Below are 13,546 nucleotides of genomic sequence, written 5' to 3'. Positions count from 1 at the left end.
GGGTGGGCGGTGAGGTCAGCGGCGCAGGACCGTGACGATGTCCGGCGGCGCCGGCGGCACGCTGCACGGCGGCGGGCATGCGCACACCGCGGAGCGCTCCGGCTCGCCGGCGGGGACCTGTTCGGTGCAGGTGCTGCGGCCGGGGTGGGCGGCATGGCGGTCGGCGAACGCGTCGCGGGTCCAGGCCAGGTCGGTGCGCACGGCGCGCAAGTGGTGGTCGGCGAGGTAGCGCAGGCGCCGCGCGATGTGCGGGTCGGCAGCGTCGCCGAGGTGGTCGTGGAACTCGGCGGCGGCGAGGAGGACGTCGTCCAGCGCGGCCAGGACGCCGTCGTGCGGGGCGGTCACCTCGGTGAGCACGTGGGCCGCCTCGGCGGTGGTGGTGGCTTTGCGGAGGAGGTCGGCGAGGTGGGCGACGCCGGCGCCCAGCGGGAGGTAACCGGCCGGACGCGCGTCGGTGTCGAAGGCTTCGTCGCATTCGACGCGGTACCCGGCAGTGCGGAGCCGGGCGACGGCTTCGGTGCCCAGGCGGGCCTCGTCGGCTTCGGTCAGGCCGGTGGGGGCGCGGTGGTAGGTCTCGTGGACGCGGACGACGGCGACGAATCCGGTGCGCTGCAGGATGCTGTGCGCGGCCCGGTCGCCGCCGCGGGCGAGGAGTTCACCGGAATGCGGGGCGCGGCGGATGTCCAGGAGTTGTCCGGCGGTGGACAAAGGAACGTTTCTCCTACTGTGATCGGTGTGCGGCCGGCCGGGCAGCAGCCGGTGTGACGGCCGGTGTGGGCTGGGTCATGTCGTGTGCGGTGGCATCCAGGTCCTGCTGGAGGGCGTGGATGCGGCGGGCGATCAGCTCCAGGCGGTGTGCCGTGCCGGTCCCGGCGGCGGTCGGCCGGCGGGTGATCCGCTGGGCGGTGTGTTCCACGAGGCCGCGCACCGCGGCCAGCGGACCGGTCTGTTCGTCGGCGAGCTGGGCCAGGACGGCAGCGAGCTGCGTCTGCGCCGTGGGCACGGGGCGGTTGCCGGACCGGGTTCGGGGGGTGTCGTAGACGGGGATCAGCCGCAGGTCCGCCTCGATACGCCGGGCCTCGTCGGAGACGCGCCGCGCGATATCGGCGGGCGGGTTGTACCAGGCTCCGCCGAGCCGGATGAGGCTGGCGATCAGGTCCAGCCGTCCCGGCCGGGCCTGGAGGGCGACCCACCGGCACTCTCGTGCGTGAGAGCTTCCCGGAATCTGGATCCCGGAGGCCCGGGCCAGGCGGTGGGCAATTTCGGCCCACTCGGGGCCGGTGAGGGTCCGGTCTTCTGGGGCGAGCGTGACGTCGAGGTGGAAGATGGCGTGGCGGTCGCCGTATCGGCTGGCGGCGTACGGGTGGTCCGCGTAGGGGTCTTCGAGGTGCTCGGCCCACTGCGCGGACGTCCACGTCCGCTGCTCGTCGTCCTGCGTGTAGTCGTCGAGGCCCGGCCAGTAGGCGACGACCGTGTGTTCGGTCAGCCCGTCCTCGGGTGATACCGGCCGCCCCAGGGCTTGGGCGAGGGGCTCGACGGCGGTGTGGGTGCGCTGGTGGATGCGGGGGATCACCAGCCGCTCCGCTTGTCCGCGATGTGGATCAGGTAGTTGAGGGCGTTGATCGTGTACCAGCCGCAGTCGATGATCTCGTCGCTGCTGGCGAACTTGGGCAGGAAGGTGTCCTCCATGGCCCGCAGGTGGATCAGGCAGTCGGGGCAGCGGCGTGAGAGGTGCAGCAGGTAGCGGGGGTGGGCGGTGAGATAGGACTGCGCGCCGCCAGTCGCGTTGCGCAGCCGCCAGCCGTTCTCCTCGGTCGGGGTGTGCCACGACGGGGCGACCACCCGCATCGCATCTCCCCACAGCTCGCCGCCGGCCACGCCCTTCAAGACGACGACCGTTTCCCCGGCCCGGAAGTGCTGGGCCGTGATGTCCCGGTGGGGAGTGAGCGGGTCCGGCGTCGGGACGAGCACCGAGGTGGGTGGCGGGGGCACGGGCATGCGGTTCCTTCCACGCGAAGCAGACGGGGCGGGAGGAACAATGGTCCGGAGATTCGCCGGTTTGCCTAACCGGCGATCACCGGCTATGTTCCGGCCCGCTCAGCGGAACGGGTTCTCCGTCCCGCGGTCGTCTTCGCCTGCAGCGTCAAGGAGTTCGGGCAGGTCACAGCCGTCGGCGTCCCGCTGGTCGATCCACCACCCGGCCCGGGTGATCGAGCGCGCCTTGTCCTCCACCTCCGCCCAGTCGGCCTCCTCCCAGGTCCCTTCGACGACCAGCTCGGTGTACGCGGCGGCCATCAGGTGGTGACGGGTGCGCTCACCCCACGCCAGCGTCTTCTCCGGGCCTTCCAGCGGCGGCATGTCGAACCGGCGCGTCCAGTCTTCGGCGGCCTGCTGCTCGGCGGCGCGGCGGGCGGTGAGCCACTCCTGCCGGGAGTCGGAGTCGGTGTCACGGGCTGCTTTCCAGCAGTCGGGGCAGTCCCGCTCGGCGAGCCAGCGGGCGAATCCCGCGCGCCGGTCGGCCGGGCGGTCGGACAGGTCGTGGACGACCTCGTGAGTGCAGGAGTGCTCGACGGTCCAGTGCGTAGGGACCCCCGGGGAATTCCGTTTGATGGGCGTTACATTCGAGGTCGGGCTGCTGGTCTGGGGCTTCAAATCGAGTGCCTTTCGTTGGCGGTTGGGGTGGTGGCCTGCGTCGTTGCGGAGGGGGCGTGCATCAGATGCACGACTCATGCGGCGGACGGAGGTGGTCTGGAGTGCTTGGCGGTGGTCTCGGGGACGCTTCCGCCTTCTGCGTCGTCTCAGCGTGTCCTGCGGATGGCGTCTGTGGCCGCCGTGGCGATGGCGACGGGAGCGCTGGAGGGCTGGGGCAGGTGCAGCAAGGTGGTCCCCGGCAAGTGGCGGGACTTGGCGGTGAGGGTGAGCTGGAGTACGGCGCAGCCGGCGGTCGTGAGCTGCTTGACGCGGGTGACGGCTTGAGCGGTTTCGTCGCTGTCGTACCGGGCGTCGGTGACGATCACGAGGAGGCGGCCGGTGCCGGGGCGGCTGAGTTCGAGGCCGTGGTCGAGTGCGTCGATGGCGTCGCCGAGGTTGTGGTCGCTGCCGTTGGCATCGAACGTTGTCACGCGCTCCGGTGCCCGGTGGGTGGGTCGGGTCAGTGCGGTCAGGTGCGTGTCGTAGGCGATGGTGGCGGTGCGGGAGTCGGGGTCGGTCAGGGCTGCTGCGCGTGCCACGATCCAGGCTGCGGACGCGACGGGCGCGCAGGCGGCACGCATGGAGCCGGAGACGTCAACGGCGATACCCGCACGCAGCGGTGGGGTGGGGGAGTTTCGGCGGCGGGTGTGGGTGAACGGTTCTGCGGTGGGGACCGACCCGGCCGCGCGCTGAGCGTCGCGGGCGAGGGCCGCGCGCATGTTGAGGCGGCCGGGCGGGGTGGGGCTGGTGGTCCGCTCCTCGGTCCGCTCGCGGTAGGCGGCGGCACGCAGGGCGCGGCTCAGGCGCGCGGCGGCACTCTGCTCGGCGGCGGTGGGCCTGCGGGTGCCGGTGACCGGGGTGGCGTAGGGCGCCGGTGTGCCGTCGGGGGTGACGGTGGCGCCGCCGGAGTTGAATACGGAACTCGCGGTGGCGGCGGCCTGGCGTCGCCGACTGGCCTGCTGGGCACGGTCGTTGGCCTGTGCCCTTGACCGGGTGGCTATGGCGTTGGTCGCTGCGGCCTGTGCCGCGAGGTCGGCGGCGTCGGTGGCTGCCGTGCTGTCCATGACGACCCCCACGGCGCCCGACAGTAGATCGGTGAGGTTCTCCGGCACGGGCAGGGCGGGGGCCGAGGTGTCCAGAGCGTCGCACCATTCTTGAGCGTGCGCGAGCATGGTCGTGGCGTCGTGGTCGGCGCACTGGTGGGCTGCGGTCCAGATGCGGGTGAGTGTGGCCAGCAGGTTTGCGCCCAGCACCTTTTCGCACAGATCGGCGACGGCCCGGGTCTCGCCGGCGTCCAGGATGCCGACGTCACGGCGGCCGAGGACCAGGGCCGCCACGGCGGCGGCGTGCTCGATGCCCTGAAGGGTGGGGTGGGCGATGTCGGGCATGATCAGGGTTCGGGCACTGGTGCGCAGGTACGTGCGGTCCGTGGGCCGCGTGATCAGGTGTGCGCCTTCGACACGGCTCTCCTCCAGCAGGAGCGCGGCCTCGACGACACGGGGGTTCGCTCCGGCAGTCTTCGTCCAGACGGAGTGGGCCGCGTGCGCGGCCTCGTGGACGAACACTCCCCAGGCGGCGGGATACCGCTCCTCATCGCCCACGATCCGCGGATGGATCTCGTGGGGCTTAAGCGGGGCGAACAGGCCGGCGTCGAACTCGACCTCGCCCAGAGCGGGGAAGAACGCGGCCGGTGCGCCGCTGCGCGTGCCGGGGCGGCAGGTGACCAGGAGGTCCTGGCGGCCACAGAGGGCGACCAGCCGATCGCCGAGTTCGGCTCCCACGCGCAGCCACGCGTCCGGGGAGGAACGCGGTTGCGCGGGCGGGGCGCCGTCGTCGTCCCATCGCGCGAGGTCGGCGTCCTCGTCCGGCGTGGTGGCGGGGGACTGGACGTGGTGGTGGACGCTCACCGCGAGCGGCCCCGGTGCGCGGAGCCGGCGCTGCCCGGGGGCTGCAGGACGGCCGAGGCGGAGAGCTGCTTGCCGAGAGTGAGGGGCGCAACCTCCTTGACACCGGCAACCTTGATGACGGCAGCGGCGACGGCGTCGCGATCCTCCACAGGAGCGATGCCGACCAGGTTCGCGAGCGCGGCTTTGGTGCCCAGGACGGCCTCCGTCCTCTGGTAGCTGAGCAGTTCCCGCAGTTGGGGGGCCCAGCCCAGCTCGCCGAGTTCGACCTGCTGGGAGAGGTGTCGGGCGACCCGGACCACCCGGGCATCGATCCTCAGCGCCAGGGCGAGGTCATAGTCCGTGCCGATCTGGATTTGCACGCTGAACCGGCTCGCGAGCGCCTCCGTCAACACCGCCCCGTGGACGCCGGGATTGTGGCCCGCCACCACGTAGAAGCCCGGCTCGGCCTTGACGGTCTCGCCCTTGTGGGCCTTGACCTGGATCTGCCTGCGCCCGTCCATCGCGGGATACAGCGCCGCCAGGACCTTCGGTGAGATCAAGGTGGCATCGTCGATCAGCAGGGCGCGGCCCTCGGTCATCGCGGTGACCAGCGGACCGTACTGGAAGACGTAGGCACCCGCGTCGTCCTGTGTGTACTCGCCGATCAAGTCGCCGACCGTGGTGTCGCCGTCACCGGCGACGGTGAGCAGGTCCGCGAACGCCGCCTCGACCAGACTCGTCTTGCCGGTGCCCGGAGGGCCGTAGAGCAGCACCGGCACGTCGGCGTCGCGCAAGCGATTCAACGCCTCGACGTCGGGCAGATCGGCCAGCTCCCGGGGGTGGTAGACCTGGCCCCCCGCGCGGCGGATCGGGCCGGTCTGCCTGGGCGTGGCTGCTGCGGGAATGGTCGTGCGGGCCGCGGCCGCCCGGGCGCGGGGAGAGTGGGTGCCCGGTGGGCTGATCACAGCGGTCTGCGCGGCTGCGGCGGTTTTCGCGTTCGCGCGGAACTCCGGTTGTCCGGTGCCGCCTTGGTCGGCCTCGCCGCGCCGCACCAGGGTGAGGGCGGCGTTGCGGACGGCGCCGTGGGAGTGGCCCAGCTGCCTGGCCATGTCCCCGATGGTGAGCGTGTCCGCCGGCCGGTCGGCCAGCAGTCGGGCCACCTTGGCCCGTAGTTCGCCGCCCTTGGTGCGCGCTGGACGGGCAGGCGTTCCGGGAGTGGTCAAAACGAGGCCCCTTCAACAGGTGCGGGTGCGGGCGATGCGCTGGAGAGGCTGGCCGCTCTCGGAGCGGATCACGGACTGTGCCGACACCGGCGACCGGGCCAACCGCGGCTTACCGTCGGCGCTCACCGGCCGACCCAGGGCTCGGCCCAGGTGCAGGGGATGGCCGGCGACGAGCAGCTCGCCGGCTGCCCAGCAGGCCCGTGCGTCCGCTCCGTACCGGGTTCCGTCGCTCGGCAGGCGCAGCCTGGCGTCTCTTCGAAGCCGGCCTGGAGGAGGATCCGCCGGGCGGCGGCGTTGTAGCCGGTGGTGGTGATCTCGCCGGTGATGGTGTGCCGGATCGTCATGAACGACTCTGCTGGTGCTTCGGGCAAGGCGGATCTCCTATCGGTGGTGGCGGGAAAGCGGTGGGGTGTTGGGCGAAGGCGAGGCGGGCCCGGAGCTTCCAGCACATCAACGGTGCGTGGCTGGACCACGAACGGATGCTCCGGTCGTACCGCAGGGATCAAGGACCGTTACAACCTTCGGTGTCTAAAAGTTCAAGCTGTGCAGCCTGACTGCCGTTTCTGACAATGCGGGATTCGGCCAACATTCATCAATTTCCGCTGTCTTTCTTGCGGCGCCTACCTGCATTTCTTCCGATCCAATGCTCTTGCCACAGCCGCGTTCACTGGCTCAATCCAAGCCATCTGTCGTTGTTTGCTTGCCGAAATGGCTGGTAATGTTGCCGATCTGTACAGGCATGCCCCAATCTCCGTCATCCGCAAGCTCCCGCGATTCGCATTCCACAAGTGAAGGGGATGACCGTGAAACGCAGTTACCTTGTACTGCTCATGGCTGCATTACTGGCGTTACTTTCCGCGCCAGCTCTCCCCGCATTAGCCGACGCGCCTCCCGCATCCCGGGAGGCGCGCGGAGACTCATCGGGAGAGGAGTATAGATCCGTCCGCGAGTTCCCGAGTAAAGCCCTGGGCGGTTCCTCCGTCTCCCAGCAAGATCGCTGTACAGAGGGAACCGACCGCAAAGGACAGAGCGTCGCAGTATGTGAGCGTGTCGATAACACCCCCTCCGCAGCCGACAAGGCTGCGGTAAAAGCCAGGAGTAACGTCTCCACCAAGAGCGCAATCAGGCCGCTACCCCAGTGGTGCTTGGACAACGCGTTCACCGGATGGTGGTACACCCGCACACAGCAGTGCGACATCTCCTCGCGGGTCCTCACCTTCTATACCGACAGAGGCCCCGTCGGCACGCTTCGATTCGTCCAGTACTCCTACACGTACACGGACGACAGCCTGAACGCCTGGGCATACCAGATGGAACTTAGCGCCACCTCTGCGGTCGGCGACACCTCCAACATCTATGTGCAGGGCGCAGCCATCTGCAATGGGCCTTGCACCACTACCGGAGAGGGCTTCTCATCCCAGGTGCTCAGCCTCACGAGTGATGCGACTGCTGAGATGTTCTTCGACTCCACGATCAGCAGTCCTGGGTCCACAGGAACCGCCACCACCCCCTTCACTCGCTTCTTCACCAAGACGGGATTCCCGCCCACCACTCCGGCCGCCTTCACCCCCCCAGCCGAGACCCGGTGTGACAACGCCACTCCCGGCTTGAGTTCTGTCGGCTGCGTCTTCCCCGACTACGAGCCGGTCTTCCAGGTGACGAGCGCGCAAGGCAACCCGGCGTTTGCCCGCCACCTGCGCGATGCCCTGGCCTCCGGACTGCCCGGCGCATACCAGCAGACCCCCCTGACCCGGCTGACCGACACTACGCTCTCCCGCCGGAACGGCAACACCGCCTGCCCACAGGAGGCCGATGGCGGCTACCCCCGCCCAGCCGGCTACAGCTGTGACGAGTACCCGTTCCGTTCCAGCTGGCAGGGCGCCTTCACCTCGACGGCACCCAATCCACCGCACCCGGGCCGTACCTTCGACTGGTGCCAGATCCCGGCTCTCGGCCCAGGCAGCGGCCCGAATGGCTGGAGCGCCTGCATGATCCCTGAGGGGCAGAACAGCTCCGGCGGCGGGTACCTGAGCAGCTTCTACCGGAATAACCGAGTGATCGAGAAAGATCCATTCTTCGTCTGGATCGCGCCCGGTGCGTAGCATGAACGCATGACTGCACCGATCCGAGCAGCGAGCGGACTGGTCCCGGTGAACTACCGGGTGTTCCACTTGGCAGACCCAGGACACTGGGATCAGCCCGCGTTCCGACCCCTGAACGGCCTGATCTTCTCCGAACCGGGCATTGCAGTGATCTGCACGGGTATCAGCAGCGGCGACGTATCCGTCACTGTCGAGATTTACCGAGAATCATTGCCCCAGCCACACACAGACGGCTGGGACGAAGTCATCGACCACAGCATCGAAACGCGCACCGGGCAGATGCGCATCAGCAGCCTGATGGAAGACGCACCCAGCCTGGTAGTCCTCACACCCTTCGGTCCAGGCCCGTACCGAGTGCGCTGCCATGCACGCGGCCGGGACACCGCACCTGACGGCGTCACATTCGAACCGGTAGAGGACTACACGCTCATGGTTGCGCCTGGTCCTGTGCAACCGGACGCCGTGCACAAGCATAGCGACGCGGTAGGCGACAACTGGCGACGAAGCGCACTTAACACGCCTGCGCACAATCAGCAGGACGACACCGATGTGCGTGACAACGACGAAAAGGAGAGCATCAGGCGCGCCCTTCAACGCAGGAAGCAGTGAACCTCGTTCCACCGCGTGTTGGTCGGTTCGGGTAGACCCGGATTCGAAGAACTGCCCGCCGACCTGCGGATGGGAGTTCCTAACTCATGCGGTGGATCGAGGCTGAGGTCTTCTCAACAACGTGACGGCTGCGGTGATACTGAACCTGATCGAGGGATTTCGAGTAATCGCCTGACAGCCGTGCGTTGGGTCCGGTAGGTCTCTGCATGTGAAGTCTTCCGACCAGCATTCCGAGGTCAACGACCAGGCCAACCCCGAGGACGGCGAGCCCACCTCCTTCGCCGAGTCCGTGAGAGACTGGTGCAAGAAGCAGAAGCCGAAGATTCTCGCCGTCGGCGCCATTGGCCTGGCCTTCGCCGGCGTGGTCGCCAGTCTCGCCGAGAGGCGGGATGCCCACGAGGGTTCCGAGCCTGCCTCTCCCCCCGAAGCCACGGCCGGGTCTCGTCAACCCCCCGGTCCCTATGGTGTTGAGGACTTCCGGCGGAAGCTCCCCCCTGGCCAGCGCGCAAGCCCGGCCAAGCGGGCGAAGTACAAGGAGGTGACTGGAGAAGACCTTCCTCCTGGATACACCTTTGTCGATGGGTGGTCTGTCCCCGGACGGACCTGCGCGCGCTGATCATTTGGGGCGTCTTCATGCAGGCGTTCCTCCGCCGCACGCGGGAGGCGACCCAAGTGGCGGGCGTGCTGCATACTGCCCCGCCACGACGAGGAAGGGCACCCATGGGCGTCTTCAGGGAGAACGGGCAGCGGATCACGAAGGCGGCGTTCCCGGCAGCCGCCGTCAGCGACGCTCTCAAGCGCATCACCGAGGACGTCTACCAGAGCGTGCCGTACGGGCCCGGCGACGGCCGACCCGAAGGCTCAATACGGCGCTTGCTGTACGAAGCCGGGACCGTTGTCCTCCAATCCGAGATCGACCGACTCTTCGCCACGGCGACCATCGCATCCGTCAGCCCGGCGACCGGCCCAGCCACCGGCGGCACCACCGTCACCATCAAGGGCACCGAACTAGACGGCACCTCCGCCGTCAACTTCGGCTCTACGGCCGACACCGAGGTGCAGATCGTCTCCGCGCCCGAACTACGGGTGAAGACCCCGGCCGGATCGGCCGGCGCGGTGAACGTCGTCTTGATCGACGACGCCGGGAGCATGACCAGGATCAGCGGCTTCACCTACTCCTGACCGCCAGCAGAGATGTGCGATCGGCGGGGCGCACCCCAACTCCCCGCCGATATCCTTGCCGCCCGAGAACTCAGGGGTGGGCTCGTGACGGCGCAATGCCTGCCGACATGCTCCAGGGCGTGCCTCACCGCCCCGCAGCTACCTGACTCGCCTTTCCGCACGATCTGATAGCCGGGTGTACCAACAACGGCCATCCACGAATCTCCTCAGAGCAGTTCGGAAACATGGGGGCGGGGCACCGGGCCGGGCGGTCACTGGGCCCGGTGCCGGCCCCACGCTGGGCGCCGGTGCCGGCCGCGGCGTGGCCGGTCGACGGGGAGGGCCAGGCGGCGGGCGGTGAGCAGGACGGCCAGCGCGAACGCCGCGCCGGCAGCGGGAAGTGAGGCGCCGGCGAAGGGCTGCTCGGCGAGGCGGCCGGCCAGGGCGGTGCCGGCGGAGGCGCCGGTGCCGATCGACAGCAGCAGCCACGCGTACGCCTCGCTCGTACGGCCCGCGGGGGTGAGCGTGTCGGTCGCACCGAAGGCGCAGGCGATCACGACGGTCAGGAACGCACCGGGCAGCACGACCGCGGCGGTCGCCGCGTACGGACCCGGCAGGGCGAGCAGCGGGAGCCACCCGGCCAGAAATCCCGCGGTGACAGCGGTCAGTCGGATGGTGGTGGTGCCGGGCCAGGTGCGGCGTCCGTAGACGAGGCCGCTGAGGAAGCTGCCGGCCGAGAACGCGGCAGGCAGGGTGCCCGACAGCATGCCCTGCTGGTGGCGCTCGGCCATCGCCAGCGCCCACACGTTCATGGCGCCGATGGCGAACCCGATGCCGGTCAGGGCGACGAACAGCAGCACCAGGCCGGGGTTGGCCAGTCGCCGCGCCGTTTCGGCCGCCGGGCCGGCGGCGGTGGCCGGGCGCCAGCGGCGCGTCGGCGGCGCGGACGCGACGACGACGGCGCCGAGCAGGCCGAGCGCGGCGGTGGCGGTCAGCGCGAGGGCTGGGCTGTGGGTGGTGGTGAGGGCGGCGGCCAGTGGGGGTCCCACGATGTACAGCAGTCCTTGTGAGCCGGTGTCCAGCGCGAGCGCGGCATGCCGCAGACCGGGGTCGGGCAGCACGCTCGGCCACAGGGCCCGCAGTCCTGTTTCCAGGGCGGGTGTGGTCAGGCTGGCGGCCACGACGACCGCCGTGGCGGCGGTCGGCCCGCCGTAGGAGCCGGTCAGGGGTAGGGCTGCCAGGAGCGTGGAGTTGGCCAGCGCGGCCGGCAGGTGCACGGCGGGTTGCCCGTGGCGGTCCATCAGGCGGCCCTTGACCGGCTGGGCCAGTGAGGCCGCCAGCCCGTACACGGCGCTGAGCAGCCCTGCGAAGGCGAGGCTGCCGTCGGCTGCGACCGCCCACCAGAGGATGGCGACCGGCGCCATGCCGTTGGGAAGGCGGCCGACGAGGGTGGCGCCGAGGAGCCGGGCCACGTACGGGCTGCCCAGCACCGCGCCGTAGGTGATGCGCGGTGCAGCGGGTGTGGTCAAGGACAACGGGTGTTCTCTCGGCAGGGGTTCTAGCGGCAGGGTGCGGGCGTGGAGGCAGGTGCCGGTGCGGCGGGGGCGGTGGTCTGCACGGCTGGCCGCTGGCCGAGGTGCGGCTGGGGGGTGCGGTGCGGCGGGAGCACCGCGACGGTGGCGGCGAGGTCCTCGGCTGCCTCGCGGACTTCGCCGGTCAGGAAGCCGAGCTGCCGGCCGGCGGCGGCAAGGCGGGCGGCGATCTCCCGGCCCCGCGCGGTCTGAAGCGCCGCGGCGAACTGGCTCGCGGTAGCCCTCCGTGCGGCTATGCGCGGTCCGTCGGTGCGGAGGCGACGGGCGGGCCGGAGGCATCGGTGCGGGCGCACGTGTAGCCGATCAGGCGGGATGGGGCCGCCTTCGCCGGCACGGTGGCGGCGTCGATGCAGACGAACGTGTAGGTCACGGACGTGCGCGGGATGCCGTGCAGCCAGGCGTTGTCGTCCTTGTCGGGGTTGATCTGAAGCCCGGAGTGCGCGACGGCGTCGGTCTGCCTGTGCGTGTGGGCGAACAGCACCAGTGCGCCGCCGTCGGCGGTCTCCAGCGCGTAGGCGTCCTTGAAACGGTTGGCCCCCGCGGCGAAGGAGGTGGTGCCCGACTCCCCGAATTTGCCGGTCGTTTCGTCGTGGACCTTGATCTGCTGCTTGCTGGCCTTTGTCGGGTGGAAAACCTTGTCGCCGGTGTTCGTCCACCGGTCGCGAAATTGTCGATCACCGCGGTGCGCAGCATGTCGGCGTCGGCCGCGAGGTGCTTGTTGCCGGTGGCGGCGACCGCGAAGGCGTAGCCGTCCTTGTCGAGGGCGACGTCCGGCAGCGTCGTGCTGTTGAGGTCGACGACGGAGACCAGCTCCCACCGCTTGTCCTTCGGCTGCTCGGCGAAGACGGCGATGCGGCTGGGGTCCTTGCCCTTCTCGCCGGAGAGCGCGGCGGCGAACCAGCGGTCCTGGCCGGCGGTGAAGCGCGGGATGTACAGCTTGGCGCTGGAGGTGTCGTACGACCACGGCTTGTACGGTTTGCGGTCGGCCTTGGGCAGGCCCTCGGTCTCGGTGTAGTCGGAGACGGACATCGCGTACATCGGACCGTGTTCGACGGTGTCGAGCAGAGCGCGGTCACGGTGCTCGGTGGCCTCGTTGTTGATCTTCGAGTAGTGGGTGATGACGGCATGGGCCTGCGCGTCACTGAGCGCGGGCACCGGCTTCGGCGCGGCGGGCGTGGTGGGGTTCGTCTTCGCGGTCGGGGCGTCGCCGCCGCTGTTGCAGGCGCTGGCAGCCCCGGAGAGCAACGCGGCACAGACGAGCAGGGGCAGGGCGCGGCGGGCGGTGTGGATGGGTGTACTCCATGGAGACTCGGGCGCGTTCATCGGGTGGGGGCGGTGCGCAAGATGCGCTGCGATTGGTGCGGCAAGCGGTGGCGGGTGGACGACTCCGGCCCCTGATTCGGGTCTGGGGGACGGAGGCGTGGTGCTCAGTTCGGTGCCCGGGGCTGTGGTGCGCCGGCAGTGGGCCGGGAGCGGTGCTGGGGCGGCTGGGTGCGCATCGCGGTCTTCGAGCGGCGGCCGGCGGGCGACCTGGTGGGCGCCGTCTGGCGGGTGTTGACGGCCTTGCTCAGGCTGGCGCCGAGGCGGTGCGCGAATTGCCGGGCGGGCGGCTCCAGCTGGTGATACGAGTCCTGGACGGTCATCTGGCCCGCGTGCTTGCGGTAGCGGTAGACGGGGACGGGCAGCAGGATTCCGTCGGCAAGGCACGTCACCGCCAGCGCGCAATAGTCCTCGCCTTGGACGAGGCCACCCATGGGCGCCGCGCGAACCAGGTCGGTGCGGGCGAGGATGGTGGTCGGGCCGAGCGGGATCGTGTCCGACGGGTCGGGCCAGAACCGCCAGACGTCTCCCGCTTGGTGCCGGCCGGGCGGGGTGGGGCACCGCCACAGCGTGGTGGAGCCGTCCTCGTGGAGGTCTTCGCTGTATCCCGCGCACCAGCCCACCCCGGCGCCCTCCAGGGCGCGCAGCCGTACGGCCATGGCCTCGTCGGTGAACTCGTCGTCGTCATCAGCCCAGTTGACGAACTCGGTGGTGACCTCGTTGAGGGCGAGGTTGCGGGCGCACGCGGCGCCGACATGACGCGGCAGAGGCAGGGGCCGTACACGCGGGTCGGCTGTGAGTGGCTCGGGCAGGCGGGCGGGGTCGGCGCCGTCGAAGGCGATCACGGCTTCCCAGGGCACGCTTTGGCGGGTGAGGCTGGCGTGCATGGCGGTGAGGTAGTCCAGCCGGTCGGGCTGCGCCCGGGTGGCGATGACGACCGTGATCTTGGCGGGGTCGGACGC

Annotated in this window: 15 protein-coding genes; 4 read left to right on the top strand and 11 right to left on the bottom strand. The window is 70.1% G+C overall.

Annotation, left to right across the window (positions count from 1 at the left end; genetic code table 11):
- Positions 1 to 15 precede the first annotated feature (15 nt).
- From CXR04_RS09970 to CXR04_RS09940, 7 genes are all read right to left on the bottom strand, one after another.
- A complete protein-coding gene (locus CXR04_RS09970) occupies positions 16 to 708 on the bottom strand; it encodes a hypothetical protein (protein WP_199850431.1) in 693 nt (230 codons plus the stop codon).
- Between the two features lie 13 nt (positions 709 to 721).
- Positions 722 to 1,573, bottom strand: a complete 852-nt coding sequence (locus CXR04_RS09965) for a relaxase/mobilization nuclease (RefSeq protein WP_101421493.1) — start codon at positions 1,571 to 1,573, stop codon at positions 722 to 724.
- Positions 1,570 to 1,998 (bottom strand): hypothetical protein, encoded by a 429-nt coding sequence (locus CXR04_RS09960; protein ID WP_101421492.1) that lies wholly within the window; start codon positions 1,996 to 1,998, stop codon positions 1,570 to 1,572. Before CXR04_RS09960 ends, CXR04_RS09965 begins: the two co-directional genes overlap by 4 nt.
- Positions 1,999 to 2,097: 99 nt before the next feature.
- Positions 2,098 to 2,652 (bottom strand): hypothetical protein, encoded by a 555-nt coding sequence (locus tag CXR04_RS09955; protein WP_234380142.1) that lies wholly within the window; start codon positions 2,650 to 2,652, stop codon positions 2,098 to 2,100.
- Positions 2,653 to 2,798: 146 nt separating this feature from the next.
- Positions 2,799 to 4,598, bottom strand: a complete 1,800-nt coding sequence (locus CXR04_RS09950; protein WP_101421490.1) for a hypothetical protein — start codon at positions 4,596 to 4,598, stop codon at positions 2,799 to 2,801.
- Entirely contained in the window at positions 4,595 to 5,737 is a 1,143-nt protein-coding gene (locus tag CXR04_RS09945) for an AAA family ATPase (protein ID WP_199850618.1), read from the bottom strand. Before CXR04_RS09945 ends, CXR04_RS09950 begins: the two co-directional genes overlap by 4 nt.
- A gap of 185 nt (positions 5,738 to 5,922) precedes the next feature.
- Positions 5,923 to 6,144 (bottom strand): hypothetical protein, encoded by a 222-nt coding sequence (locus CXR04_RS09940; RefSeq protein WP_101421488.1) that lies wholly within the window; start codon positions 6,142 to 6,144, stop codon positions 5,923 to 5,925.
- Positions 6,145 to 6,945: 801 nt separating this feature from the next.
- Between CXR04_RS09940 and CXR04_RS09935 the strand changes: the two genes are divergently transcribed.
- From CXR04_RS09935 to CXR04_RS09930, 4 genes are all read left to right on the top strand, one after another.
- On the top strand, positions 6,946 to 7,902 hold the full coding sequence (locus CXR04_RS09935) for a NucA/NucB deoxyribonuclease domain-containing protein (protein WP_101421487.1): 957 nt from the start codon (positions 6,946 to 6,948) through the stop codon (positions 7,900 to 7,902).
- Between the two features lie 9 nt (positions 7,903 to 7,911).
- Positions 7,912 to 8,511: a hypothetical protein gene (locus tag CXR04_RS34775; protein ID WP_159072293.1), complete on the top strand. Its 600-nt coding sequence runs from the start codon at positions 7,912 to 7,914 to the stop codon at positions 8,509 to 8,511.
- A gap of 208 nt (positions 8,512 to 8,719) precedes the next feature.
- Positions 8,720 to 9,127 carry a hypothetical protein gene (locus tag CXR04_RS34770; protein ID WP_159072292.1) on the top strand — a complete coding sequence of 136 codons (408 nt, stop codon included), beginning with the start codon at positions 8,720 to 8,722 and terminating at the stop codon, positions 9,125 to 9,127.
- Between the two features lie 104 nt (positions 9,128 to 9,231).
- On the top strand, positions 9,232 to 9,693 hold the full coding sequence (locus tag CXR04_RS09930) for an IPT/TIG domain-containing protein (protein ID WP_101421486.1): 462 nt from the start codon (positions 9,232 to 9,234) through the stop codon (positions 9,691 to 9,693).
- Between the two features lie 251 nt (positions 9,694 to 9,944).
- Here CXR04_RS09930 and CXR04_RS09925 read toward each other — a convergent pair whose 3' ends face one another.
- The 4 genes from CXR04_RS09925 to CXR04_RS09910 form a co-directional block, all read right to left on the bottom strand.
- Positions 9,945 to 11,201, bottom strand: a complete 1,257-nt coding sequence (locus tag CXR04_RS09925) for an MFS transporter (protein ID WP_234380141.1) — start codon at positions 11,199 to 11,201, stop codon at positions 9,945 to 9,947.
- A gap of 29 nt (positions 11,202 to 11,230) precedes the next feature.
- Complete coding sequence (locus tag CXR04_RS09920; RefSeq protein WP_101421484.1) at positions 11,231 to 11,557, bottom strand: hypothetical protein; 327 nt, start codon at positions 11,555 to 11,557, stop codon at positions 11,231 to 11,233.
- Between the two features lie 73 nt (positions 11,558 to 11,630).
- Positions 11,631 to 12,587 (bottom strand): hypothetical protein, encoded by a 957-nt coding sequence (locus CXR04_RS09915; protein ID WP_234380140.1) that lies wholly within the window; start codon positions 12,585 to 12,587, stop codon positions 11,631 to 11,633.
- A gap of 104 nt (positions 12,588 to 12,691) precedes the next feature.
- Positions 12,692 to 13,528, bottom strand: a complete 837-nt coding sequence (locus CXR04_RS09910; protein ID WP_101426287.1) for a glycosyltransferase family 2 protein — start codon at positions 13,526 to 13,528, stop codon at positions 12,692 to 12,694.
- Between the last annotated feature and the right edge of the window lie 18 nt (positions 13,529 to 13,546).

Origin of the sequence: Streptomyces sp. CMB-StM0423 (assembly GCF_002847285.1) — a bacterium.
Classification (GTDB): domain Bacteria; phylum Actinomycetota; class Actinomycetes; order Streptomycetales; family Streptomycetaceae; genus Streptomyces.
This window is presented reverse-complemented; position numbering and strand designations above follow the sequence as displayed.